The sequence below is a fragment of the Neobacillus solisequens genome, assembly GCF_051233465.1.
Taxonomy (GTDB): domain Bacteria; phylum Bacillota; class Bacilli; order Bacillales; family Cytobacillaceae; genus Neobacillus.
Map to the genome: position 1 here is coordinate 598475 of NZ_JBKFGJ010000002.1, position 24130 is coordinate 622604.

Consider the following 24130-nt stretch of genomic DNA (forward strand, 5'->3'; position numbering starts at 1 on the left):
TTTACTCTTATGACTTTTATCGCTTAGGAATTTTCTGATATTTGATATCATGAAGCCAAAAGGAACGAAAGAAGGAATTTGAGTGTTTAAATGGATATTGGTGACATTAATCGTTATTTTACTCTTATTGTTCGCCATTTCAAGAATTTGCCGAATATTGTTCGAAAAGGACGCAAAAGTGATTGTTACATTATTACTACAAAGTGCGGATATCAAGGGAACAAAAACAATACGAGAAGAAGACATAGAAGATTTACCTTTTTCCGTGCAAAATTGGCTAAGAAATTCAAATGTTATTGGAAAACAACCAATAAAAACAGTTCGTTTAAGACAAGAAGGTAGAATGCGTATAAAAAAAGATGGACCTTGGATGCCTTCAAGAGCCGATCAATACTTTACTGTCGATCAGCCAGGGTTCGTATGGCTGGCCGATGTTAAAATGTTACCATTTGTTCAACTGTCGGGCCTCGATTCCTATAAAAACGGTATGGGGAAAATGGTTATAAAACTTCTTTCTATAATCCCCGTTGTGAATTCACAGGGACCTGAGATTAACTCAGGTACGATGATGAGATACCTTGCTGAAATTATGTGGTTTCCCTCAGCTGCGCTAAGCCAATATATCAAATGGGAAGAAGTTGATAAAAACACAGCAAAGGCAACAATGGAATACAAGGGTATAACGGTTTCCGGAACTTTTTATTTTAATGAAAAAGGAGATCTCCTTCGCTTTTCAGGAAAACGGTATCGGGATGTTAATGGAAAGTACATCCTGAGTGATTGGGGTGGAGAGAATAAGGAGTTTAAAGAGTTTTCTGGAATCCGAATACCTAGTAAATCGGTTGTCATTTGGTACGAGGAAGAAGATCCCTTTGAATGGTTTGAAATTGAAATTAAGGCTATTGAATTTAACCAACAATCGTTGTGGCAGTAAGTAAAAGGTTTGCCTCTGGAGGAATTAAGTATAGATGACAATAAAGAGGAAAAATTGAAATATAACTTCTTTAGGATCGGTGGACTAAAAGTTAGCAGGTATTCATAATTTTCGCAGGATCATCTAATAATAAATAGAAAAAATGAAAAAGGATTTGCGTCTCCTTGGATTTAAAAAAGGTGTTAATAAACAGATAAATAATGTAAGTTTCGGTTAAACTGTCAAAGAAAACACATATATATAACCTTGGGGGCAGTATCATGAAAAAATCAAAATGGTTCTATATTGCTTTACTAATTCTCCCTTGGCTAACAGTACCATTTTTGGGCCGAAAATCATTCCAAAAATATATTCCAGCCTCCCTATTTATCTCTACTTTTACCAAGGCAATAGACTTATTTGGTGAAAAGAGAAAATGGTGGAGATTTTATAAAGCGGTAACACCATTGGAAAGTATGACTTTTTTTAATTTTGGTCCCTATCTTGTTACAAGCCTGTGGATATTAAAACTGACTTTTGGTAAATTCCCATTGTATTTCATATCAAATTTAATTCTTCATATTTGTTTTATTTTTATAGGTGGAGTAAAATTGTGGACCGTTTTAAAATATTTACATTGGGGAAATTAACAAAATACCAATACTTAATGATCCATTTATTAAGGGCATTACTACTTTATGGTTTCCAATACATAATTAATATAAGTCAGAATACAAATAAACCTCAATTCAAGTAATAATGGTGGGCATTAATCAAAATAAAAGTTATTTCCTTTTAAAATATAGTGCAATTTCACTTAAAGTAATGTTTGAAAAGGGATCGCGCTGTGGTGATCCCTTTTAGTTATTAAGTTAACGTTTTGGGAGAAGGATTTCTAGAATATAAAATGCCCAACCGATTGGAAGGGCGTGCACTTCTATTACTTTTTTTGGGCAATTTCTGACCTATTGGGGGCAAGCGGAGGTTGTTCTAACCATTTATTATTTACCATAATATCAAACCACTTTTTTGTAACTAAAAGATTTTGTATGATAGTTGCCTCATAAGTGGTAACTAAGTCTGTTCTCATGGATGTTGCAAGGCCTGCTCCATGATAGGTTTGTGCTGCTTGAAACAGAAATCCCATGTGATACATTAATAACTTATCAGAAAATGGAGAGTCAGTTGAAATGGTCACTTCTGTTTCCAATGATTTTGGAACTGGTAAATTATCAGCTTGGAGTATTTTTGCTAATGCTTTTATTTGTCCATCAGCAGTTTTCTCAGATTCAGATAAAAATTCTCTTACTTCTTTAGATTCTGCCACCTGGCTGAATGCAATAGAAAGGGTTTTAGCTATAATACTTTTTTTCAGATTTAAAGAAATTGAAATGATTTCTGTAGCAGTAAGCGTTCTACCCTTTCCAAAGATACCATCTTTGAAATCATGGCTTGAAATAAATTGCGGGTGTTCATATGCATAGAATAATGGGTCTCTCTGAAAAAGTCCTTTATTCAGCAATTGCTCAATCGTTTGGTGATACATCTTTTTCCCATCATGATCACATGAGTCGTAAAAATCCCTTAAGTCTTTTCTAACAGAAATGCTAAATGCAGTGATATGTCCTAATAATCCATGTAATGTCATGACATGTAAATAGTTTAGGCAAAATGCATCTGAAAACAATCTCTGTTTGCCTAAATATAGGTCAGACTCATTAAATCCAATAGGAACAGGAAACCCTTCATTCTCAATAAAAGTGATCATTTGTTTCTTTTGTTTTTCGAATGTTTTGATAGCATCATTAAAAACGGCTTTTATTGCTTCATCTTCAATAGTGGAGTACATATATTTCATTACCAGATCAATCGCTGTTCCATTAACATACTCGCCCCATAGAGATCCAATTTCTGAAGATGTTAATTTAAATTTTTCCGTATCCATATTTTCACCTCTCTAGTATTATTTCCTGATTTCAAAAGTTATACGATTTTTTCTGGTTTAACTATTGCTTGATGCAATTTTCTATGGATTATCCACAAAAAAACGAAAATATTGGTATCTTTAATGTTGCCACTTTTTTCTGCTTTTTTTCTAAAGATGAATAAAAAGGGTAAACATTATGAAAATTACTTTGAAAAACGATTTATATTCGGTATTATTTTTATATTGTTGAAATTGAATATGCACTAACGAGTGGGGGGACAGTCCATGAACAAAGAAGACCAGGTGATCATGGGGGTCAGAGATTTATTTAACAAGATGGTTTGGCTTAATAAACATAAAATGGAAGACAGTCTTAAGGGTTATAAGCCTTCTGAAGTGCATTGTATCGAATACATAGGAAGGAATGTAGATTCCAACGTGACAAAACTTGCTGAGTCCTTTTATATGACTAGGAGTGCTATCAGTAAAATAACGAAGAAACTCATGCAAAAAGGCTTAATTGAAAGCTATCAGAGACCGGATAATAGGAAAGAAATTTACTTTAAGCTTACTGGGAAAGGGAAAGAAATTTATAAAATCCATGAGGAATTGCACAAAGAATTTCGAGAGCGGGATCAAGCCGTATTTGAGCAGGTAACCGAGGAGCAATATAACAGTATCCTTAGCTTCGTGGAAAAGTATAGCAATCATTTGGATGGAGAAATCAAGAAACTGGGTGTAGATCCTAAGGCCGAATAAATTTTTATATTAATGATGAAATGACACGCAGCCTACTCTACGGGGAACAGGCTGTTTTTTTATCTCTTAAATTTTGTTGACGAGGAAACAATATTGAGCTATGATTTTTTTTGTTAACTAGGAAACAAAATTACAGCATTAAGGAGAGAATTTAGTGTTCAAAAATAAATTACAAAAATACGGACGAAATACAGAACAATCCGTGGATAAAAAGGCTTTAGTCTTTGGTCTTTTGTCTGTGTTTCTTTGTGGAATAGGCTTCACCATCATCACACCGGTCGTCCCATTTTTAGTACAGCCTTATGTAAGCAAACCGGAAGAGCAAGCTATCGTGGTTACGCTACTGACCTCTGTTTATGCAGTATGCGTGTTTTTGGCAGCCCCCGGTCTTGGCGCTTTAAGCGACAGATATGGCCGTCGTCCGATACTGCTAATATGCCTTTTAGGTTCTGCCATTGGGTACTTGATTTTTGGCATAGGAGGAGCTTTGTGGATTCTATTTGTCGGGCGCATCATTGAGGGGATAACAGGAGGGAGTATAAGCACAATCTTCGCTTTTTTTGCTGACATCATTCCCCCAGAACAAAGAACAAAATACTTTGGTTGGATGAGTGCGGTTGTTGGTGTTGGGACTGTCATTGGCCCAACCTTTGGAGGACTACTTGCTAAGTTTGGTTATTCGATCCCGATGTATTTTGGAGCCATCATAACTTTATTGAATGTTGTATACGGATTGTTTTTTATGCCTGAAAGCCTTGGAATAAATAAAAGATTGAAAGAGATTCCGTTTGTAAGACTGAATCCTTTTACACAATTAGCAAACATCCTTTCTATGAAAAATTTAAAGAGATTGCTAATCTCAGCGTTTTTACTTTGGTTACCGAACGGATCCCTTCAGGCAGTTTTTGCTCAATTTACATTGGATACATTCAGTTGGAATCCTGCACGAATCGGACTAATGTTTTCCATTATGGGCATCCAAGATATCATTTCACAAGCTTTCATCATGCCAAGGCTTTTGAAAAAACGTAGTGATCAAGAAATCGCAACTATTGGGATGATATCAGAGATGCTAGGCTACAGTCTTATAGCCGCATCCGCTTTGTTCTCTTTCTATCCTCTTTTTATCATTGGAATGTTTATCTTTGCCTTTGGTGATTCCATCTTCGGACCTTCATTTAATGGGATGGTTTCCAAATCTGTTGATTCAGGTGAACAAGGAAGAATTCAAGGCGGCAGTCAATCTATTCAGGCTTTAGCAAGAATTATTGGACCAATTATGGGAGGTCAAATCTATGTATCTCTTGGTCATGCTGCACCTGCTTTTATGGGGGTGATCCTACTGGCAGCTGCCATATTTGTTTTGAATAAGAGGAAGTATGTATATAGATAAATAGTACCATTTGGACTCGTGTATTTTAATAAATACGAGTTGTTCATAATTTGTTCATAAAATATTAACAAAACGTTCACTTACGTGGAATTTCTCCTATCTCTATAATACAAAAGATAGCAACCAAGAAGGGATGATTGAAATTGCCAACGAATAAGAAAGAAAGTTTACAATTTGGGATGATTATGTGTTTTGGGATGGTCTTAGTTATGACCGTGTATAATCTTTACCTTAATGGGATGTTTGGAAAAATGAATTTATTAGAAGGAATATCAGATTTTGTCATTGGGTTTATCATTGCGTTAACGCTCGACGTATTTTTGGTTGGACCAAATGCAAAGAAATTGGCATTAAAATTAACAGCCAAAAGGAACAATAAGCTCTATACAATCCTTGCCATATCAACCTGCATGGTGATTGGCATGGCCTTTTTCATGTCCATATACGGATTAGTGACCTACTCGATTCGAAATGGATACCACTCAAACTACTTAATCACAGACTTTTTGTCCGTTTTTGCAAAAAATATCATTGTGGCACTGCCTTTGCAAATCGTGATCATGGGTCCATGTGTCCGTTTTATTTTTATGATATATATTAAATCTACTCCTAACAATGTAGAATCGGTATAAAAGTTTTTTGTCAGGAAAAAAGCTGAAGGTCTTGAACTTCAGCTTTTTAAATTTCATCCAAGTTGGATTCCCAGTAAAGCATCCTTCTTAATGAAAAGGAGTAAAAACAAGAGAGGGAAAATGTACTATAATAGAGATAATCTTTTATGAAACATGATATTTGGAAGTGAAAAACTATGCCATTAGAAATACTTCGTCATGATATAACCAAAATGAAAGTAGATGCGATTGTGAATGCAGCTAATACCGCTCTTAAAATGGGCGGGGGTGTTTGTGGAGCTATTTTTCATGCAGCAGGTTCCAAAGAATTGCAGAAGGCATGTGATCAGATTGGTAGGTGTAAGACTGGGGGAGCTGTCATTACCGATGGGTTCAATTTAGAGGCAAAGTATATCATTCATACAGCGGGGCCGGTTTGGCAGGGAGGTGGACATCAGGAAGATGACTTATTAAAAGATTCCTATAGTAACTCTCTGGAATTGGCCATGGAACATCAATGCGAATCCATTGCGTTTCCGTTGATTTCCACCGGTATCTACGGTTATCCGAGGGAAGAAGCGCTGCAAATTGCCATATCCACGATCAGTTCATTTTTATTGAAAAATGATATGCTCGTTTATTTAGTTGTTTTTGACAAAAGATCCTTTGTGATCAGTGATAAACTATTTTCCTCTGTTCATCAATACGTTGACGAGCATTATGTGGAAGAAGTGGAAAACCTTTTTAGTCATAATAGGTCATTACAGATAGTAGAACCTCCATTGTGGGAGAGTGAGGTTCTTAAGGATAACATTCTTGAATCTCAGGCTACGTTGGATGATTTGTTAAACCAATTAGATGAACCATTTTCGGAACACCTTCTTCGTTTAATTGATGAAAAAGGAATGACGGATGTTGAGACATATAAAAAGGCCAATATTGACCGGCGTTTATTTTCAAAAATCCGGAATGGGGCAGATTATAATCCCAAAAAGAAAACGGTCCTGGCATTTGCGGTTGCCTTAAGATTAAAGATAGATGAAACAAATGAACTCCTAAAAACAGCAGGGTTTACCTTGTCACATAGCAGTAAATTTGATGTGATTATCGAGTTTTTTATAAAGCAGGGAATCTATAATATACATGAGATTAATGAGGCGTTATTTGCCTTTGATCAGCCATTACTGGGTTCTTAAAATGTCGCTTAAAAAGCGACCTTTTTTTATTTGATGATTGGTTAGATTTGATTATCAACAAAGGAGGGTTTATGAATTGAAAAAGAATCTAACAGAATTAGTGTTTATTTTAGATAAAAGCGGATCGATGGCAGGACTCGAATCTGATACCGTCGGAGGCTATAATGCGATGCTGAAGAAACAGCAAAAATCCGAAGGTGAAGCGTTTGTGACGACGGTTTTATTTAATGATAAATACGAATTATTACATGATCGAATCAATCTAAAGGGCATCTCCCCAATAACAAATGCCAATTATGAAGTTGGCGGCACCACCGCTCTATTAGATGCCATTGGTTTTACTATACAAAAAATCGTGAATGTCCAAAAGAGAACCAGCGAGAGAGAACGTGCTGATAGGGTCCTATTTGTCATAACAACGGATGGGATGGAAAATGCCAGCCGTGAATTTACTGAGGAAAAAATCAGTAAGATGGTGAAACATCAAAGAGAGACATATGGCTGGGAATTCTTATTCCTAGGTGCCAACATTGACGCCATTGCGACCGCTGATCGATTCGGCATTCACGAGGACTTCGCTGTAGATTACCATGCAGATGAGTTGGGAACGGAAGTGAATTTTGAAGTGTTAAACGAAGCAGTAGACAACCTACACGGCGGGGAAAGGTTGGACCGAAACTGGAAAAAAGGGATTGAAAGGGATTTTAAACGTCGTTTATAAAAAAAGTCCAGATCCCTGAATTGCCTAGGAGTCCTGTTCCTTGTTTTCATTTGAAATGTCTATATTTCCATTATTAATATTTGTGAAGGAGTTATCGCCCCCATCACCAAAACTAAAATTTCCACCGATAATCGTATTGTTTGAAGTATGGCTGTTTTGATCGGCTGCACCAAAATTGATGTTTGCATTATTGGCTATTCTTTGTACGTTAAAGTGAATGATATTTACTCGGTTTGACAAGTCAATCACCGTCCTTGCTCCATTTTATTTTTCTAATACGATACGTGATTGTCCACCTGCCTAGCGATATTTTAATGATTAGTGCAGACGAATGAAAGGCTTAACTACATTAATAAAGGACTCTTCATACTACAAAAGAAATAATACCAAGCTGGAGATTTCGTCCAAATGGGAAGGCACTATGAAAATCTATGTAAACGGAAGTAAAAATGAAATCGAAACCAACCGTGATCAAGGGAGAGTTTTGTAGATTTTCCGAAAAATTATACTATCATTCCTTCCCAATACTCGTTATAGTAGATAAGTAGATTAACTTCTTTAAGCTATAAATTTGGTTATTGTTTTGGGAGGCATGAAAAAAAGTGTTGAACATACGTCACGTAACAATGGAAGACTTACCTGAGCTTATCATTATCGAACAATTATGCTTTCCAAAAGAAGAGGCCGCAATGGAAGAAGCGTTGATGAAGCGAATTCAGAGGATTCCAGATAGTTTTTTTGTAGCAGAAGTGGATGGTGTGATCGTAGGGCTGGTGAATGGTCCAGTGATCGGAACTCCATTTATAACCGATGACCTTTATCAGGAGATCAAGCCAAATCCTCCATCAGGTGGTCACCAAAGCATTTTGGGAATTGCTGTCACCCCGCATTTTCAAACTCGTGGTGTAGCTGCAGCACTTTTAGAGTATTTTGAAAAAGTAGCAATTGCCTATAAACGTGAAACCATCACCCTAACTTGCAAAGAAAATCTAATCGCTTTTTATGAAAAATATGGATACGTTAATCGAGGTGTTTCCAGTTCGGAGCATGGTGGTGTGACTTGGTATAACATGATTAAAACGATAGAATAAACTGGTCATTTAGTATACCATTGAACAACCGATGGAACAAAGCAGCTCATATAGTAGTTAAACGAGACAGGTCGAATCAAACCTGTCTCATTTTTATGTGATTTTTAGGATGTGGGGTTGTCTTTCAAAAAGATTTTTTCATAAAAAAGATGAAAACTGTACAAGAGCATCGATTTAATAATAAAGATCAGTGACAATTTTGGCTTGGTTAGTCGAACTAGCGAACCATAGCCAATTTTTCGTAAAATAGGAATTCCAAAATAGGTAAAAAAGGAATCAACCAATAAATTTAAGATCATATACCAATAAAATTTGCCAAACGTGAATTTTAAAATCCAAAGGCTGCCCACAATAAAAGGGCCGAAAATCATGGGGAATTCTCCTAAAAAATTAGGTTTGATGTTATAGGAGAACCACCACCATTTTTTCTTCTCGGCGTATACTCCCTCTACAATCACAAAAATGACCATGGCTAATGAGGCTGGAAGGAAACGTTTTAACGATTGTTTTCCGATTAAGGGAATGGAGAGCCAAGGTAGAATCGCCATTAAAAAAATGAATTTATTGGTGTGTTTCATCATCTTCCGTCCTTTTTCTTCTTCGTTAAATGTATTTTTTCCCAATTCGTAGTTCCTTATGTGTAGTAGGGATAGATATTATTTTTAGATGTTTCTTAAGGGAAATATTGTATAATGGATGGGGTAGTTTAGGGGAGTGAGAAAGATGAAACAACGGCCAATTCTTACAATTTCGATGACATTTTCCGAAAAAGTGATAAAGGTTCTTTCTATTTTGTTGATCGGAGGGCAATTTATTTATCTTTTTTATCTTTATAAAAGCCTGCCAGAGAAAGTGCCCGTCCATTTTAATGCGATGGGTAAAGCGGATGGATGGGGAGGAAAGGGATTCATTTGGACAATTCCGATTATTGAATCGCTATTATTTATTACTTTGTCTATTGTTGAGCGGTATCCCCATGTTAATAATTATCCTGTCAGAATTACGGAAGAAAATGCACCAAGACTTTATTTCGAAGCTCGTAGAATGATGGTGACATTAAACTTTGAAATTGTTTTGCTTTTATCTTTGATCACCTGGGAAAGTGTTCAAGTAGCTAAAGGCATCGATTCAAATGCAGGTTGGTTTTTACCTGTATTTTTATTAATTATTTTCGGTACAGTTGGAATCACTGTTTATCGATTGGTACGCATGAAATAACAAAAAACTGAGCGAAGGTAGATCCGCCCAGTTTTTTAATGTTTATATTAATTTCTTAATGGAATGCCTCTGGCAATTTTTCCATTTTTGACCCTTTGTAATCTTCTTTCTTTTTCACGCTCATATAAATGATGTACAAGATAATAAGAAACAATCCCTAATATGATTCCGAATACAATCATGCCAATTAAGACATGCAAACTGCCATGTAGGAGACTAAGTAGGGTAAGGAAGTCACCGTGCATAAGTTTTTGGAATGAAAAGGGAATATGATGCCCATAGCTCGTTTTCATTGGAAGGATCATTTTTCCGATTTTTCTGGCAAATGGCAATAGAATTACCGGTAGGAAGGTTAGTTTTCCAATAATATTGCCAATAATAGAAGCTGGCAATGAACCTCTTGCCACCCTAACAGCAGGGACAAATAATATATAAATTAGAGAAGCTGTCGAAATGACCAACATCTCCAAGCCAAAGCCAATCGCAAACCCCAGTGCCACTTTCTTGGCGCCACCTTTAGAACGCAGAAGTTTCAAATAATTCAGCTTAAACAATCGTCCAATTCTATTGAAAATATGATACTTTTTCACCGTATTTTTCATATGGCACCTCATTTCCAAAAAAATGGCCCTACAAAAGCAAACTTCCAATTTCAATGAAAAGGTTTCCTTTAATGAAATAATACCATAGATATAGTTAGAATGTATTAAAAAAGCATTAAAATACACCAAATTTTTTAAAAAGATGACAGGTACCGACGACGGTGCAACGACGGTGCCTGTCACCATCCGTGTACAAATGTATTTCTGGGGTGGACAATGATGGCGCTGTTGCGAGTGTCCGCCCCAGGTGGACAAAAGGCTGTTTTGTCTTTTTGTGGTGCCTGTCACCTTTATATATTCAACAGTTCTTTAACCGCGTAGGCGAAGCCGTTTTGGTCATTTGTTTTGGTGATGATGTCGGCTTGTTGTTGGATATGGAAGGGGGCGTTGCCCATTGCCACGGATGTGGTGGCTACTTTGAATTGTTCGAGGTCGTTGCCGCCGTCACCGAAGGCAAAGATTTCGTCGAATTTTTGGTTCATGATTTGCTGGTATTTTAATAGGGCTGTTCCTTTGTTTGCTTCGATAGAGGTAAACTCGATATTGTTATCGTGGGAGGATGCCATGGATAGGTCAAATTTCCCTGAAATGGCTTTTTTGATTTGCTCGATTTTTTTAGGATCTTTTGCCACTGCCATAACTTTATAAATCTTCATGTTTTCTTTCTCTAAAATTTGGTCATAATCATAGTCTTTGAAAATCGGCTCGATTTCTTCGGTACTTTTTCCCTGGATTTTAGGATTTCGACATGGGAAACCGCCTTGGTTCGTATAAACCATAATCCATAGGCCAAATTCCCTTAAGCTGTTAAGTAAATCTTGATAAACAGAGATTTTCATTGAGCCTTCATGAAGAACATCGCCACTCTTTGAGTAGAGCACCGTTCCGTTAATGGTAATAATTGGTGTTTCTAACCTTTGAAGTTCTTTAAACTGAATCACATCTTCGTATGCACGGCCTGTATTAATAATGACGCTATGCCCATGATGACGCAATTCCTGTAAAACGGCATAGTTTTCCTCGGGTATTTCTCTTGCAGAATTTAATAATGTTCCATCTAAATCAATTGAAAAACATTTCATCGTCTCATTTTCCTTCCTTTTATACATAAGAATTACTATATCAAAAAATGAGAGGAGAAAAAATATTTTCTCTTTAATCGGAAGGCAATACATCCCCAAAGAAACAAAATTGATGATACTATATTGGTAATTGAAACATTATTTGGGGGAACAATCATGGTAGTAGTTAAAGCTGTAAAATTTGATGGTGAGGAGATCCATTTTTTTAATCATGCGATTTATATCTTCGAAGATCATGCCCGGTTTTTTTTAGAACTTGATTTGATTGTCAGTGAAGTGGTCTTAAAAAAATATAAAAAAGTGGAAAACTTAATTATTGAAATAGAATTAGAAGATGGTAGATGGCTGAACTTGATCATGCATGTAAAAATTCTCCCTGGCAGACTGCCACAGTTGAATTTATTTTGTGAAATCGATGATATAGAGGACTATTGTGATTTTGTACAAGTAAAGGAAGCTGAATCAGACTTCCCTAATATAGAAGAGGGTATTACTTTAGAAGACATCAGAAAAGTAGAAATGCCGGATGAAGAGGTTAATATTAGGGTTAAGCTCCCGATTGATCAAGTCGAGTGGGTAAAAGGGCAGAAAAAAAGTCAATTGAGTGAATTGGTAAAAGAGTTCATTTATCAATATTGGGAGGATTACAACAAATAAAGGAGGGAAAATGATTGAGGATTGTTATTGCAGGCGGAACAGGCTTTATTGGAGAAAAATTAGTGAAAAATCTTCTTAAAGAAGGGCATCATGTCACCGTATTAACAAGGAGGGAAAAGGTGTCTAGCGAAAATGTTGCCTATGTTCAGTGGCTATCTCCAAATGCAACTCCTGAAAAAGACATCATCACTGCCGATGTGTTTATCAATTTAGCAGGGGTTTCCATAAATGAGGGCAGATGGAATGAGAGCCATCAAAAGCAAATTTATGAAAGCCGAATGAAGGCAACAAATGAACTGATAAGAATAATGGAAGCATTGGATCAGAAACCTAAGGTGCTAATCAATGCCAGCGCAATTGGGATTTATCCTGCTTCGGTAACAAAGATTTATTCAGAAGATTCACCCGAGATAGCGAATGATTTCTTAGGAAAAACCGTTTCGGATTGGGAGAAAAAAGCAGGAGAAGCGAGTCATCTTGGCATTCGAACAGTTTTTGTGAGATTTGGGGTTGTCCTAGGCCTTGAAGGAGGAGCACTTCCGCTTATGGTGCTGCCCTATAAATTATTTGTTGGTGGGACTGTAGGCTCCGGTGAACAATGGGTATCATGGGTTCACGTGACCGATGTGGTTCGGGCAATATCTTTTGCAATCAAAAATGAGCATGTAAAAGGGCCAGTGAATGTAACCGCACCTAAACCGGTACGAATGAAGGAATTTGGCAAAACCATCGGAGCGGTACTTCATCGTCCGCACTGGTTACCGGTACCTACCTTTGCCATGAAGCTGGCATTGGGTAAAAAAAGCGCTTTGGTGCTGGAGGGCCAGAATGTTAAACCGAGACGACTCATAGATGAAGGGTTTGAGTTCCGGTTCTCCTCTTTGTGGGCTGCTTTGGAGGATTTGTTAGGAGAGAGTTGAATTTACTTTTGGGATTGGCGACCCCAAATTAGGCTTGTGCCAAACTAAAGTCGCCAATTCACCCGCTCAGCATCACAGCCAATAGTTATTTAATCCCAATAACCCGAATCCTCTTGTAATCTGCATACCAATGCCCATTTTTATATAATGTATCTTTTAATTCATTTTCAACAGAGGAAATAATAGAGTCCCGAACATCTTCAGAAACACCCTCAAAAAAATCACTGGCAAACATGTGAATCCAATTTTTCAATCCATCATCACCGACCAGCTGAGTTGGTCGATCAAAATGCTGTGCAAATGTAACCCTAAATCCTATTTTTTCCATTAAATTGGAATACTCCCCAATGCTCGGATAATACCAAGGAAATGCATCACGATCGAATAAAAACCCTGCTTTTCCTAATTGATGAATGATTTCATCTGTTATCAATTGAACATTCCCTTTGCCGCCAAATTCTGCTACAAACCTTCCTCCCTTTTTCAAACAGGTAAAAATAGATTTCAGTGCTTTTTCAGGCTGTTTTACCCAATGCAGTGTGGCATTGGAGAAGACCGCATCAAAATCTTCCTGAAAGCTTAATTGTGTTACATCCTGAACCACGAACGACAACTCAGGATATTTATTTTGCGCTTGAAATACCATATTCTCTGATTTATCCACGCCAACCACATCGGCTCCTAAGCCTGCTAAATTCTTAGCCAAATCACCAGTTCCACAGCCAAGATCAAGAATTTTTTCACCTTTTTTTGGTGACAATAACTCTATTAATCCTGTTCCATATTGGGAAACAAACGAATGATTCCCATCATATAAATTGGCATCCCACATATCTTTTGTCCGGCTTCCAGAATCCATTTCCTTTCATCCCCCTTAAAATCGCTCAAAGGTGACTGAACTTTTCTGTTAATTTCGATTATACCTGTAGTTATGATAAAATGGGAGCATTAATCATTTGGAGGCTTGTATGTTAACTTTTGAACAAAAACTTGCGATTATTGAATCATTCCCTGAATTGGAACGAGTAAACGTTTCACTTGGCAGGGTGAATTACCAATTTAATGAAAGTATTTATGAAAAGAAAAATGTGGTGTATCATCTACATCCCAACGGTAATGGCTTTGTCTATGCAGGAAAACTAACCAATTACCAAACGGATCAAAAAGGGCTCGTGAATATTCGTGACTATTCTGCCGAGGAACTGAAGCAATTAATTAAAGAATCGATTGCCAGTTTATCAGCGAATAAAAAAACCGTGGCAGAAGCAGCCATCATTGGCGAAAATCAAGAAGAGCGCTGGGTGAATGATGCAAATGAAGTACTTATGCTGATTCTTGAAGAAGAAGTTTGGAATATTTATTTTGGACTCAATCTTGAAGAAACTTTTGATACACTGGAAGAAGCGGAAGCGTTTTTAATGGAAGAAGGGTTTAAAAGGGCATAACATAGTCAGAAATTAGAAGAGGGCTGCTAATCGCAACCCTCTATTTTATTTAAGCTAAATTTTGTTTTTTATGTGGATTTTCAATTTGGATGGTGGCGTGCTGAAGACCGTATTTTTCATTTAATAAATAGTTAATCTTGGCGACTGTCATCAATGGCTCCGCATTATTTTTTAAAAATACATGTGCCGTAAAAGAAAAGTGGTCTGTTGTCACGGTCCATAAATGCATCTCATGGACATCCTCTACACCTTCGACGGTCTTAATCGCTTGGCGAATTTCATCCAGGTCAAATTGATCTGGTACGGTTTCCATCAAAATAAAGTAAGATTCCTTCATAATTTTGGCACCACCGATCAAAATGACGGTACCGATAACCATACTAATGATTGGGTCAATTAAGTTTAAGCCTGTAAAATGAATGAGGATGGCTGAAATTATAACCCCAACTGAGTTGAGTAGATCCCCAATAAAATGCCAGAGTGCGCTTTTTATATTTAAATTTTCCTCTTGCTTTGTACTTCGCGCGAGAACGATTGTCAGGACGATATTTACAATTAAACCGATGGTGGCGACAGTTAACATTAACTGAAGTTCAATTTCCCTTGGTGCAATAATCCGTTTGAACCCTTCGATAAATATTCCAATTGCGATGATAATTAAGGCAAGTCCATTGATGAATGATGCCAGAATCTCAAAGCGGAGGAATCCGAATGTATACCTTTTATTTGGTTTTCTTGTAGCCAAATAAATCGCTGTCATGCTAAAACCCAATGCGATGACATCGGATGCCATATGGGCTGAGTCTGATAAAAGGGCAAGAGAACCAGACAACAAACCGCCAATTACTTCCACAAGGGTGAAGAACAACGTCAAAAATAACGTAATCCATAATGTTTTCTTCGACTTTTGTTGGAATTTCACGTGATTGGGAAAGTGAAAATCAAATTCACTCATCATTTCTCACTCCTAGAATAAAAAATTCCTTCTATATCCATTATACTCCTTTAATGGATAAATTCATGATAAAAAGGGTGTCTCATTTGAGACACCCTCATTCATGCGAAATCACAGACTATTGATTCTGTTGATTTCTTAAAGCCTGTTCAGCATAAGCGACGAGACGTTTAGTCATTTCGCCGCCCACTGATCCATTTGCTCGCGCGGTCGTATCAGCACCAAGTTGAACTCCAAACTCATTGGCAATTTCTGCTTTCATCTGATCTAAAGCATTATCTGCACCAGGAACCAACAGTTTGTTTCTAGCCATGATCCATCACTCCCGACGATTTTTTTAGAGCAATTATATTGAAATTGCTCGTAATTAATCTGCCCACATCAATAAAGCGCTATCAAAACGTTAATAAAAAATTCACATTGGTTTTGAGAAAAAAGAGTTAAAATAAGTATGTTCATTATTTCACAATCTTAAGGAGTTCATCATTATGGCTTATAGTAAACCAGACAAAATTATGGAGATTACTGTTGAGAATGGAGTGAAAAAGACAAAGTATGCCTCTTTGCAAACCTTAATTCTAGGTTTTGAAGCAGGGGCGTTTATTGCTCTTGGCTATTTGCTTTATATAAGAATTACAGCAACCATGACGGGGGATTTCGCAGGAATCAGCAGTTTAGTCGGAGCTTCCGTATTCCCGATTGGTTTGATTCTTACTTTATTAGGCGGAGGGGAGCTGCTAACAGGTAATATGATGGCAGTGCCGCTGGCAAGAATGGCAAAGAAAATCACCACAGGAAAGCTGCTGTATAACTGGCTGCTAGTGACTTTGAGCAATTTTGTCGGTGCTATCTTTGTGGCGTATTTTTTCGGCCATGTAGTCGGATTAACGGAAACAGCGCCTTTCTTGGAAAAAACAGTTAGTATCGCTCAGCACAAACTGGAAGTATCATTTATTCAGGCATTTGTCTCAGGAATTGGCTGTAACTGGCTGGTAGCCTCTGCCGTATGGTTATGTTATGGTGCAGAGGATATGTCAGGTAAGATTTTAGGAATATGGTTTCCTACCATGTCATTCGTAGCAATTGGCTTTCAGCACGTTGTCGCCAATATGTTTGTCATACCTGCCGCGATCTTTGCTGGACATTTCACTTGGATGGAATATCTCCAAAACTTTGTTCCTGTCTTTTTAGGCAATGCAGTCGGCGGAACCATCTTTATAGCCATGGCCTATTATCATGCCTATCGAAAGAATGATTCGATTAAAAAAACAACAACGATTTTTCAACCAATGAGAAAAACTGCAGCAAAATAAATATAATATTATTATGTAAACTAAAAAACCGATGATCTCTCAGAATAAGAGACATCGGTTTTTTTGTATATAAGCAAATATATTGTTTCTAACAAACATTGTTTTTATAATCATTATTGTCAAACAATTTAAGTAAAAAGGGGATAGGTGCATGAAATTTGTAGCCATTGTGGGAAGTCTACGAAAAGATTCTTATAACCGGATGTTAGCAAAAACCATTCAGGAGCGTTATACAAACCAATTTGAATTGGAAATACTCGAAATTGGCCAACTGCCATACTATGATCAGGATATTGAAAATGATCCAGCACAAACGGTTCTTGATTTTAAAAAGAAAGTCAAAGAAGCTGATGCCGTTCTTATGTTAACACCTGAATATAACTGGTCGATCCCTGGTGTGCTAAAAAATGCACTGGATTGGTTATCCAGAGTAGACAAGGTTTTAGTTGGTAAGCCTGTTTTGACAGCAGGGGCCGCCACTGGCATTATGGGTACTTTACGTGCACAATTACATATCCGCCAGATTTTAGCCGGTATGCAAGTTAACCTATTCCCACCGGCAGGCAATGAAATTCTGATTGGCCAAGCGCAAACAAAGTTTGATCAGGAAAAAGGGCATCTTAAAGATGAGGCAACACTCTCATTTATTGATGCTGTTATGGAGCGATTTGTTGAATTTGTTAAGGAAGCCTAGTTAAAAATTTGGATAAAAAGCAACAAAAATCATCATGATATAAAATGTTGACCATAATTTGGAAATGTCAAGGAGGCCATTTATTATGTATACATCCATTCAAGAGTTTATTGGTGATTGGACCCATGAAGCTGGATCCACGCAAAAAGTTTTTGATGCTCTAACAGATGCATCCCTTCAGCAGTTGGTATCACCAGAAGACCGCAGTTTAGGAAAAATAGCTTGGCATATTGTAACAAGCACACCCGGTATGCTGAGTGAATTCGGGCTGAAGGTGGAACAGGTTGAGAATGCGAATCAAGTTCCAGATTCTGCTAAGGAAATTGCAGATACCTTTCGCAAAGTGACAGCCGATACAATGGAGGCTGTAAAGCAATGGTCAGATTCATCGTTGTCAGATAAGATCCATGTTTTTGGCAGGGAAATGCCGAAGGCCGTTACATTAGACCTTCTCATTAAACATCTCATCCATCATCGCGGGCAAATTACCGTCCTGATGCGTCAAGCGGGTGTGAAAATTCCTGGCATCTACGGACCTGCAAGAGAAGAATGGAGTCTAATTGGAATGGAAGCTCCCAGCCTATAATCTTATCCTTTCTCTATATAAGCACACAAATTGCGTGTGCTTTTTTATTTTTCTTAATTTTTGTAATATTTACAAATTTGTTGCTTTATGATTTTATTGAAATAGGACTTTTCAATGCTTGGGAGGGAAAAAATGATTGAGCGAGGCCCATCCGTTTTAACGTGGAAGTTTATGACGCGAATATTTCATCATTTCACAGAGGGTGTCATGATTATCGACCCTGAAGGAGAAGTGATCATTTTTAATGCAGTCGCAAGAAAATTATTACAAGTGGATTATTCCGTTCATACCATTACGGATCTCCCAAAAGACATTCAATATATTTGGGAAAATCGCTACAAACGGGTTAACTTTTTGCCGTCATTCGGATTAGAGGTGGATGTGATTCCCGGGTTTGGTGATGGTCTGGCGCTAATCATCAGAAATCAGAGCCAGGAAGAATTACCAAAGGAAGAAACCCGTGATGAATTTCAGGCCCTTCTAGATTTGGTCGTGGATGACATTATGATTGCTGATGGGCAGGGAAACATTCTACGGGTCCATGAGCGGTGTGAGAGTATCTACTGTTATTCGCGGGAACAATTAATCGGAAAAAACGTGAAAGACTTAGAAAAAGAAGGCGTTTTTTTTCCATCAGGAATTGCTTTAGCGATTGAAAAAGGGGAAAATATAACGATACTTCAGGAGACCGCTAATCATAAACGTCTCCTTGTACAATCCAACATACTCTGGGGGAAGAACGGCGAAATTAATCGGGTAATCTGCACCTCAACCGATATCTCCACTGTAAACCCTCGTTCCGTTTTTCCTATCATCGATACACATCAGATTCATCAGCAATGGCTTAAACAAGAAAATTTCGTTATTAAAAGCAATATCATGAAAGAATTTTTTACATTTGCTTCAAAGGCTGCTAAAACAGACTCAACCATTCTTTTGCTTGGAGAGTCTGGAAATGGAAAATCAGAATTGGCCCGGTTGATCCACAAAATGAGTAAACGAAAGCTCCAGCCCTTCATCCCGTTAAATTGTGCAGCGATTCCGGAAACATTGATGGAAAGTGAAATGTTTGGTTACGAAGAAGGTGCTTTTACCGGGACGAAACGTCAGGGAAAAAAAGGATTTTTTGAAAAAGCTAACGGTGGAACGATCTTTTTAGATGAGGTAGCAGAATTACCGTTGTCGCTCCAGGCCAAGCTTCTTCATGTCTTACAAAACAAATCCTTTTACCGTGTCGGAGGTTCAGAGTTAATGGAAGTGGATGTCCGTGTTTTGGCCGCCACCAATCAGGACTTGGAAGCACTTGTCCAAGAAGGCAAATTTAGAAGTGACCTGTATTACCGGCTTTACGTCATCCCCTTACATGTTCCATCCTTAAGGGAACGTCCAGAGGATATCATTCCTCTTTTACTCACATCTTTAGAGAAAATTAATGCCAGAGAAGGCCTTGAGAAACAATTTTCCAATGAGGTACTGTCCTTATTAAGCCGATACCACTGGCCTGGTAATGTCCGAGAACTGGAAAATGCGGTAGAATGGATGTTTGTCGCTTCCGATGGCGATAGAATTGAAATAGAAGCTCTTCCAAGAAAATTAAAAAAAGAATTATTGGGAATGGATGAAGAGAGTCCGATCACGATCCATAAAATCATTCCCTTAAAGGATGCTATTGATATAGTAGAAAAAGAACTAATTAAAAAGGCTCAGACGGTGGCAACTAGTACATACAAAATTGCTGATCTTTTAAAAATAAATCAATCAACGGTTGTTAGGAAGCTAAACAAGATGCAAATGATGCCCAATCATGACAATGATGCATCCCAACATTAAAAGGAACAAGATGAACCGTTTCATAATGTTTCCTTGCATTACACGTCAATCCTATCAAAAACGCCAATCCTGTGAGATTAGGTGTTTTTTTATTTTTGTAAAATTGGCATAATTCTTGCAATTTATGAAGGCAGATGGTTAAAGGAGGGAAATAGAAAGATGAAATTAAAATCATGGAGAAATGGCATGCTTGCGCTTAGCTGTTCATTGATGTTGGCAGCATGCGGCGGTGAAAAACAAGGTGGAAGCCAAACAGCTTCCACGAAAAAAAGTGACGGAAAAACGTTGAACCTGCTTACATGGGAAGGATATGCTGATCCTAAATTCGTCAAGGGATTTGAAGAAAAGTATGGGGTGAAGGTCACAGCCACTTATTTTGGCTCCAGTGATGAGTTGGTATCTAAGCTCAAAGGCGGCGGAGGCAATGTATATGATGTAATATCCCCATCTTCGGATGTTGCTGGTTATTTAGTAAACGAAGGACTTGTAGCACCCATCAATCTAGACAATGTTCCAAACTACAACAAATTGGCTACCAAGCTTGTGGATATGAAAGACGTAAAAAAAGGCGGCAAAACATACGGGATTCCATTTACTTGGGGACCTGATTCACTTATTTATGATGCCGATGTGATTAAAGAGGAGCCGCACAGCTGGGAAATTTTCTGGGATCCAAAATATAAAGGGAAGGTTTCCATTTGGGATGATATCTCAAATATCTACTTGGTTGGACAAATGAAAGGGTTGGATAAGGACGATCCTTCTGCTTTGTACAATATGACAGATAAACAGCTTGAAGATGCCAAGAAGAAATTAATCCAACTAAAGCCTCAAATCCGTAAATATTGGGCAACAGGCGGAGAACTCAATGATTTGTTTGCCAATAAAGAGATTGTATTGGCAGTGGGTTGGCCGTTGACACCAACAACTGTTAATGCCACGGGACGTAATTTGAAAGAAGTGATTCCGAAAGAAGGAATCACGGGCTGGATTGACCGTCTGATGGTAGTAAAATCATCGCCAAATAAAGAATTAGCCGAGAAATATATTAATTATGTGACGGAAGCGGAAACGCAGAAACTGGTTAGCGATGCGACTGGGTATGGTGTAGCCAATAAAGATGCTGCAAAATTCATGTCTCCTGAGCAAGCCCAAGCGATTCATATTGACGATATGGAAAATTACATGCAAAAAATCAACTTCTGGCAAATCGTAAAAGACCGAAATAAATACAACGAAATTTGGAATGAAGTGAAAGCCCAATAGACACAGGAAATGCATAAGAAAGGAGGGCTGGGTACATGTCCGTGAATGTTTCTACACAGGTGAAGAAGACAACGATCAAACCAAAAAAGAAGCGCAGGCAGTTCAACCCCAGATTATTATTACTGTTAATCCCACCATTAATCTGGTTGACTGTCTTCCTTTTTGCTCCCTATTTCACCCTCTTCTTGAACAGTTTTTGGAAGGTGGATTTTGGAACCATTGTCCGTGAATTTACCTTGGATAATTATACGAAGTTTTTTACCAATGAACTGTATTTTGGAACGCTGTTGAAAACGCTGAAAATTGCCTCACTCGTGACCATTTTCAGTGTTCTGCTCAGCTACCCGCTTGCTTATTATATAAATTTTAAAGTCAAAAAACATAAGCAGCTTATGTATACGCTGGTTATTATTCCACTTTGGGTTAGTTATCTTGTGCGGGCTTATGCCTGGAAAATTGTGTTGGGGCAGGAAGGGATCCTAAATAATCTGTTAATGAGCCTGGGGCTGATAGACAAACCACTGGAAATCTTTCTTTACAGCCCCTATGCGGTTGTCCTAGCGTTGACCCATATCTATACACCATGGGTACTAATGTCGATCTATACGTCGCTTGAGCATATTCCCAGAAATCTTCAGGAGGCTTCGAAGGATCTCGGAGCCGGAAGATTTCGGACGTTTTTTAAGATTATTTTTCCGTTAAGTCTGCCTGGCGTCATTGCCGGAGCAACCTTTGCGTTTGTGCTTACAATGGGTGACTTTTTAGCACCGCAATTACTCGGCGGAACTAGCAGTATGATGATTTCAAATGTCGTGTACAGCTTATTTGGAGTAGCCAACAACTGGCCGCTTGGTTCCACAATTGGCATTGTTACATTAGTCTTAGTGCTATTGATTTTGGAAATAACCCATCGTCTGGAAAAAAAGGCCTCCAGTTTTGAGAATGCCGAAGAAACTAAGGGGGCCTAAAGATGGGTAAAACATCACGTATTGATTGGTTGTCATCAGGATTAAAGCTTGCAGCCATGTTGATCTTTTTGTTCATTTATCTGCCGATGATTGTCGTCGTAGTTTATTCTTTTAACGGAAATGCCGTTAACAGTTTTCCGATTGAAAGCTGGTCTACGAAATGGTACAGTGTCATGTTTCAAGATAGCTTACTTTTGGCATCCTTGAAAAATAGTTTGCTAGTTGCCATATTTGGAACGATGATCGGTTTGCTATTGGGAATCCCTGCTGCATTTGTGGTGGACCGATTTCATTTTCCCGGAAAAACGGCATTTGAACGGATCGTTTTACTGCCGATGATTTTACCGGGGATTATCACTGGTGTGGCGATGATGAGTGTCTTTGTGATGATGAAAGTCGAATTATCACTTACCACCATTTTCATAGGTCATGGAACCTTCCTAATTGCTGTAGTGATGACACAGGTGTACGCACGGTTAAAACGAATGGATCGGGCGATTGAAGAGGCTTCGATGGATTTAGGGGCAACCAGGCTGAAAACGTTCTTTTATGTAACCCTGCCAAATATTAAAACGGCCGTCATTGGTGCCTCTTTATTATCATTTACTTTATCTTTTGATGAAATTGCCGTTAGTTATTTTTTAACTGGAAGAGATTTGACGCTACCAGTACAGATCTGGTCAATGCTGCGGAAAGGGATCACACCTGAGGTCAATGCGATTTCAACCCTGATCTTTTTATTCTCAGTTACGATGATTGTCCTGTTTACGTTTTTTGATCGAAAAGTAGACTAGTAGAAAGGAGAGGTGAGTTTGGAACAGATCGTAGACATTCAACATGTAGAAAAAAGCTATAGTAACGAGCTCATTGTGAAAGGGATTAACCTTAACGTTCAGCGCGGCGAGTTTTTGACGATGCTAGGTCCAAGCGGCTGCGGTAAAACAACGACTTTAAGGATGATAGCCGGCTTTGAAGAGCCTGATTCGGGAGAAATTTGGATTGATGGTAAACCGGTTTCCGGAATTCCTCCTTATAAAAGGGATGTGAATACGGTTTTCCAAAACTATGCGTTATTCCCGCATATGACCATTAATGAGAATATCGCCTATGGATTAAAAATGAAGGGTGTTCCGAAATCGGAACAAGCTGCTAGAGTGAAGGAAGCACTGCGCCTCGTGCAGCTGGATTCCTTCGGAGACCGGAAACCTCGTCAACTGAGCGGCGGACAACAGCAACGTGTTGCTGTAGCCCGGGCGTTAGTGAATAATCCAAAGGTTCTGCTATTGGATGAGCCTTTAGGTGCACTGGACTTGAAGTTGCGCAAACAAATGCAAATCGAACTGAAGCATTTACAGCGAAAATTAGAAATTACCTTTATCTACGTTACCCATGACCAGGAGGAAGCCTTGACAATTTCAGATCGGATTGCGGTTATGAATAAAGGGGTCATCGATCAGGTGGCTGCTCCAAAAGAAATCTATGAAAATCCTTCAACTAAGTTTGTTGCGGACTTCATTGGTGATACTAATTTATTTGAAGTTCAAGTATCAGAGTCCAATGAACAGGGAGCGATCCTTGACTTCGCCGGAACCAAGGTTGGTGGCAAACTCCGTGACCGCAATATCACAAGTACAACAAGTTTCCTGTCAATCCGACCAGAGCGAGTTAGACTATTGGAAAACGGGGAAACCGCTCCTTATTTTCTTTCAGGGACAGTGGAAGAAATCATCTATGTGGGTTCTTTTATCCGAACGGTAATCCTGTTGCCAAAAGGAGAACGAATTACTGCGATGCTGCAAAGTAACGGTGACCATATTTGCCAACCTGGTGATCGGGTACGTGTAACTTGGAAGGAAGAAGACGGGATTGTCATTGGTCAATAACATGGATTGGCACCTCATAAAGGGGTGCCATTATTTATTTTTTAATTCCTACTTGACTTATAGGAATAGTGAAACTATTATAATAGTAATCAATTTTTTG

At 38.2% G+C, this 24130-nt stretch carries 28 protein-coding genes; 20 read left to right on the top strand and 8 right to left on the bottom strand.

Annotation, left to right across the window (positions count from 1 at the left end):
* The first annotated feature begins 82 nt into the window (after positions 1–82).
* Together ACI3K6_RS03470 and ACI3K6_RS03475 are read left to right on the top strand one after the other, a co-directional pair.
* On the top strand, positions 83–934 hold the full coding sequence (locus ACI3K6_RS03470; protein ID WP_435553718.1) for a DUF6544 family protein: 852 nt from the start codon (positions 83–85) through the stop codon (positions 932–934).
* Between the two features lie 260 nt (positions 935–1194).
* A complete protein-coding gene (locus ACI3K6_RS03475) occupies positions 1195–1563 on the top strand; it encodes a hypothetical protein (protein WP_435553719.1) in 369 nt (122 codons plus the stop codon).
* A gap of 290 nt (positions 1564–1853) precedes the next feature.
* Here ACI3K6_RS03475 and ACI3K6_RS03480 read toward each other — a convergent pair whose 3' ends face one another.
* A complete protein-coding gene (locus ACI3K6_RS03480; RefSeq protein ID WP_435553720.1) occupies positions 1854–2858 on the bottom strand; it encodes a DUF3231 family protein in 1005 nt (334 codons plus the stop codon).
* A 267-nt stretch (positions 2859–3125) separates the two neighbouring features.
* On the opposite strand from ACI3K6_RS03480, the gene ACI3K6_RS03485 reads away from it, so the two are divergent.
* From ACI3K6_RS03485 to ACI3K6_RS03505, 5 genes are all read left to right on the top strand, one after another.
* Positions 3126–3599 (top strand): MarR family transcriptional regulator, encoded by a 474-nt coding sequence (locus ACI3K6_RS03485; protein WP_435553721.1) that lies wholly within the window; start codon positions 3126–3128, stop codon positions 3597–3599.
* A 154-nt stretch (positions 3600–3753) separates the two neighbouring features.
* Positions 3754–4992: an MFS transporter gene (locus ACI3K6_RS03490; protein ID WP_435553722.1), complete on the top strand. Its 1239-nt coding sequence runs from the start codon at positions 3754–3756 to the stop codon at positions 4990–4992.
* A gap of 143 nt (positions 4993–5135) precedes the next feature.
* Positions 5136–5624, top strand: coding sequence for a DUF2798 domain-containing protein (locus tag ACI3K6_RS03495; protein ID WP_435553723.1), 489 nt, complete (start codon positions 5136–5138; stop codon positions 5622–5624).
* 176 nt (positions 5625–5800) lie between these two features.
* Positions 5801–6799, top strand: coding sequence for a macro domain-containing protein (locus ACI3K6_RS03500; protein ID WP_435553724.1), 999 nt, complete (start codon positions 5801–5803; stop codon positions 6797–6799).
* A 76-nt stretch (positions 6800–6875) separates the two neighbouring features.
* The gene (locus ACI3K6_RS03505) at positions 6876–7520 is read left to right on the top strand and encodes a vWA domain-containing protein (protein ID WP_435553725.1); all 645 of its coding nucleotides are present in this window, start codon (positions 6876–6878) and stop codon (positions 7518–7520) included.
* A 24-nt stretch (positions 7521–7544) separates the two neighbouring features.
* Here ACI3K6_RS03505 and ACI3K6_RS03510 read toward each other — a convergent pair whose 3' ends face one another.
* Complete coding sequence (locus ACI3K6_RS03510; RefSeq protein WP_435553726.1) at positions 7545–7760, bottom strand: hypothetical protein; 216 nt, start codon at positions 7758–7760, stop codon at positions 7545–7547.
* A gap of 362 nt (positions 7761–8122) precedes the next feature.
* Between ACI3K6_RS03510 and ACI3K6_RS03515 the strand changes: the two genes are divergently transcribed.
* Entirely contained in the window at positions 8123–8611 is a 489-nt protein-coding gene (locus ACI3K6_RS03515) for a GNAT family N-acetyltransferase (RefSeq protein WP_435553727.1), read from the top strand.
* Between the two features lie 104 nt (positions 8612–8715).
* On the opposite strand, the gene ACI3K6_RS03520 is transcribed toward ACI3K6_RS03515, so the two are convergent.
* Positions 8716–9234, bottom strand: coding sequence for a hypothetical protein (locus ACI3K6_RS03520; RefSeq protein ID WP_435553728.1), 519 nt, complete (start codon positions 9232–9234; stop codon positions 8716–8718).
* 100 nt (positions 9235–9334) lie between these two features.
* On the opposite strand from ACI3K6_RS03520, the gene ACI3K6_RS03525 reads away from it, so the two are divergent.
* On the top strand, positions 9335–9829 hold the full coding sequence (locus tag ACI3K6_RS03525; protein ID WP_435553729.1) for a DUF1648 domain-containing protein: 495 nt from the start codon (positions 9335–9337) through the stop codon (positions 9827–9829).
* A 47-nt stretch (positions 9830–9876) separates the two neighbouring features.
* Here ACI3K6_RS03525 and ACI3K6_RS03530 read toward each other — a convergent pair whose 3' ends face one another.
* Positions 9877–10431, bottom strand: a complete 555-nt coding sequence (locus ACI3K6_RS03530; RefSeq protein WP_435553730.1) for a DUF2062 domain-containing protein — start codon at positions 10429–10431, stop codon at positions 9877–9879.
* Positions 10432–10721: 290 nt separating this feature from the next.
* Positions 10722–11513, bottom strand: coding sequence for a Cof-type HAD-IIB family hydrolase (locus ACI3K6_RS03535; protein WP_435553731.1), 792 nt, complete (start codon positions 11511–11513; stop codon positions 10722–10724).
* A gap of 156 nt (positions 11514–11669) precedes the next feature.
* Here ACI3K6_RS03535 and ACI3K6_RS03540 point away from each other — a divergent pair, with 156 nt between their 5' ends.
* Positions 11670–12170: a hypothetical protein gene (locus ACI3K6_RS03540; RefSeq protein WP_435553732.1), complete on the top strand. Its 501-nt coding sequence runs from the start codon at positions 11670–11672 to the stop codon at positions 12168–12170.
* 14 nt (positions 12171–12184) lie between these two features.
* Positions 12185–13090 (top strand): TIGR01777 family oxidoreductase, encoded by a 906-nt coding sequence (locus tag ACI3K6_RS03545; RefSeq protein WP_435553733.1) that lies wholly within the window; start codon positions 12185–12187, stop codon positions 13088–13090.
* 85 nt (positions 13091–13175) lie between these two features.
* On the opposite strand, the gene ACI3K6_RS03550 is transcribed toward ACI3K6_RS03545, so the two are convergent.
* Complete coding sequence (locus ACI3K6_RS03550) at positions 13176–13949, bottom strand: class I SAM-dependent methyltransferase (RefSeq protein WP_435553734.1); 774 nt, start codon at positions 13947–13949, stop codon at positions 13176–13178.
* 109 nt (positions 13950–14058) lie between these two features.
* Here ACI3K6_RS03550 and ACI3K6_RS03555 point away from each other — a divergent pair, with 109 nt between their 5' ends.
* Positions 14059–14535 carry a hypothetical protein gene (locus tag ACI3K6_RS03555; protein WP_435553735.1) on the top strand — a complete coding sequence of 159 codons (477 nt, stop codon included), beginning with the start codon at positions 14059–14061 and terminating at the stop codon, positions 14533–14535.
* A gap of 49 nt (positions 14536–14584) precedes the next feature.
* Here ACI3K6_RS03555 and ACI3K6_RS03560 read toward each other — a convergent pair whose 3' ends face one another.
* A complete protein-coding gene (locus ACI3K6_RS03560) occupies positions 14585–15490 on the bottom strand; it encodes a cation diffusion facilitator family transporter (protein WP_435553736.1) in 906 nt (301 codons plus the stop codon).
* Positions 15491–15608: 118 nt separating this feature from the next.
* Positions 15609–15803: an alpha/beta-type small acid-soluble spore protein gene (locus tag ACI3K6_RS03565; protein WP_335481089.1), complete on the bottom strand. Its 195-nt coding sequence runs from the start codon at positions 15801–15803 to the stop codon at positions 15609–15611.
* 175 nt (positions 15804–15978) lie between these two features.
* Here ACI3K6_RS03565 and ACI3K6_RS03570 point away from each other — a divergent pair, with 175 nt between their 5' ends.
* The 8 genes from ACI3K6_RS03570 (at position 15979) to ACI3K6_RS03605 (ending at position 24030) form a co-directional block, all read left to right on the top strand.
* Entirely contained in the window at positions 15979–16803 is an 825-nt protein-coding gene (locus ACI3K6_RS03570; RefSeq protein WP_435553737.1) for a formate/nitrite transporter family protein, read from the top strand.
* A gap of 151 nt (positions 16804–16954) precedes the next feature.
* Complete coding sequence (locus tag ACI3K6_RS03575; protein ID WP_435553738.1) at positions 16955–17497, top strand: NADPH-dependent FMN reductase; 543 nt, start codon at positions 16955–16957, stop codon at positions 17495–17497.
* A gap of 85 nt (positions 17498–17582) precedes the next feature.
* Entirely contained in the window at positions 17583–18083 is a 501-nt protein-coding gene (locus ACI3K6_RS03580; RefSeq protein WP_435553739.1) for a DinB family protein, read from the top strand.
* A gap of 132 nt (positions 18084–18215) precedes the next feature.
* Complete coding sequence (locus ACI3K6_RS03585; RefSeq protein ID WP_435553740.1) at positions 18216–19913, top strand: sigma-54 interaction domain-containing protein; 1698 nt, start codon at positions 18216–18218, stop codon at positions 19911–19913.
* A gap of 159 nt (positions 19914–20072) precedes the next feature.
* A complete protein-coding gene (locus ACI3K6_RS03590) occupies positions 20073–21179 on the top strand; it encodes an ABC transporter substrate-binding protein (protein WP_435553741.1) in 1107 nt (368 codons plus the stop codon).
* Between the two features lie 35 nt (positions 21180–21214).
* A complete protein-coding gene (locus tag ACI3K6_RS03595) occupies positions 21215–22147 on the top strand; it encodes an ABC transporter permease (RefSeq protein WP_435553742.1) in 933 nt (310 codons plus the stop codon).
* Positions 22148–22149: 2 nt separating this feature from the next.
* A complete protein-coding gene (locus ACI3K6_RS03600) occupies positions 22150–22941 on the top strand; it encodes an ABC transporter permease (protein ID WP_435553743.1) in 792 nt (263 codons plus the stop codon).
* 18 nt (positions 22942–22959) lie between these two features.
* Entirely contained in the window at positions 22960–24030 is a 1071-nt protein-coding gene (locus ACI3K6_RS03605) for an ABC transporter ATP-binding protein (protein ID WP_435553744.1), read from the top strand.
* Positions 24031–24130 lie beyond the last annotated feature (100 nt).

Coding starts and splice junctions, on each gene's coding strand:
- ACI3K6_RS03560 (WP_435553736.1), bottom strand. CDS start 15,490: ATGAGTGAATTTGATTTTCACTTTCCCAATCACGTGAAATTCCAACAA.
- ACI3K6_RS03525 (WP_435553729.1), top strand. CDS start 9,335: ATGAAACAACGGCCAATTCTTACAATTTCGATGACATTTTCCGAAAAA.
- ACI3K6_RS03580 (WP_435553739.1), top strand. CDS start 17,583: ATGTATACATCCATTCAAGAGTTTATTGGTGATTGGACCCATGAAGCT.
- ACI3K6_RS03555 (WP_435553735.1), top strand. CDS start 14,059: ATGTTAACTTTTGAACAAAAACTTGCGATTATTGAATCATTCCCTGAA.
- ACI3K6_RS03575 (WP_435553738.1), top strand. CDS start 16,955: ATGAAATTTGTAGCCATTGTGGGAAGTCTACGAAAAGATTCTTATAAC.
- ACI3K6_RS03485 (WP_435553721.1), top strand. CDS start 3,126: ATGAACAAAGAAGACCAGGTGATCATGGGGGTCAGAGATTTATTTAAC.
- ACI3K6_RS03585 (WP_435553740.1), top strand. CDS start 18,216: ATGATTGAGCGAGGCCCATCCGTTTTAACGTGGAAGTTTATGACGCGA.
- ACI3K6_RS03565 (WP_335481089.1), bottom strand. CDS start 15,803: ATGGCTAGAAACAAACTGTTGGTTCCTGGTGCAGATAATGCTTTAGAT.
- ACI3K6_RS03500 (WP_435553724.1), top strand. CDS start 5,801: ATGCCATTAGAAATACTTCGTCATGATATAACCAAAATGAAAGTAGAT.
- ACI3K6_RS03540 (WP_435553732.1), top strand. CDS start 11,670: ATGGTAGTAGTTAAAGCTGTAAAATTTGATGGTGAGGAGATCCATTTT.
- ACI3K6_RS03475 (WP_435553719.1), top strand. CDS start 1,195: ATGAAAAAATCAAAATGGTTCTATATTGCTTTACTAATTCTCCCTTGG.
- ACI3K6_RS03590 (WP_435553741.1), top strand. CDS start 20,073: ATGAAATTAAAATCATGGAGAAATGGCATGCTTGCGCTTAGCTGTTCA.
- ACI3K6_RS03595 (WP_435553742.1), top strand. CDS start 21,215: ATGTCCGTGAATGTTTCTACACAGGTGAAGAAGACAACGATCAAACCA.
- ACI3K6_RS03600 (WP_435553743.1), top strand. CDS start 22,150: ATGGGTAAAACATCACGTATTGATTGGTTGTCATCAGGATTAAAGCTT.
- ACI3K6_RS03530 (WP_435553730.1), bottom strand. CDS start 10,431: ATGAAAAATACGGTGAAAAAGTATCATATTTTCAATAGAATTGGACGA.
- ACI3K6_RS03480 (WP_435553720.1), bottom strand. CDS start 2,858: ATGGATACGGAAAAATTTAAATTAACATCTTCAGAAATTGGATCTCTA.
- ACI3K6_RS03570 (WP_435553737.1), top strand. CDS start 15,979: ATGGCTTATAGTAAACCAGACAAAATTATGGAGATTACTGTTGAGAAT.
- ACI3K6_RS03550 (WP_435553734.1), bottom strand. CDS start 13,949: ATGGATTCTGGAAGCCGGACAAAAGATATGTGGGATGCCAATTTATAT.
- ACI3K6_RS03535 (WP_435553731.1), bottom strand. CDS start 11,513: ATGAAATGTTTTTCAATTGATTTAGATGGAACATTATTAAATTCTGCA.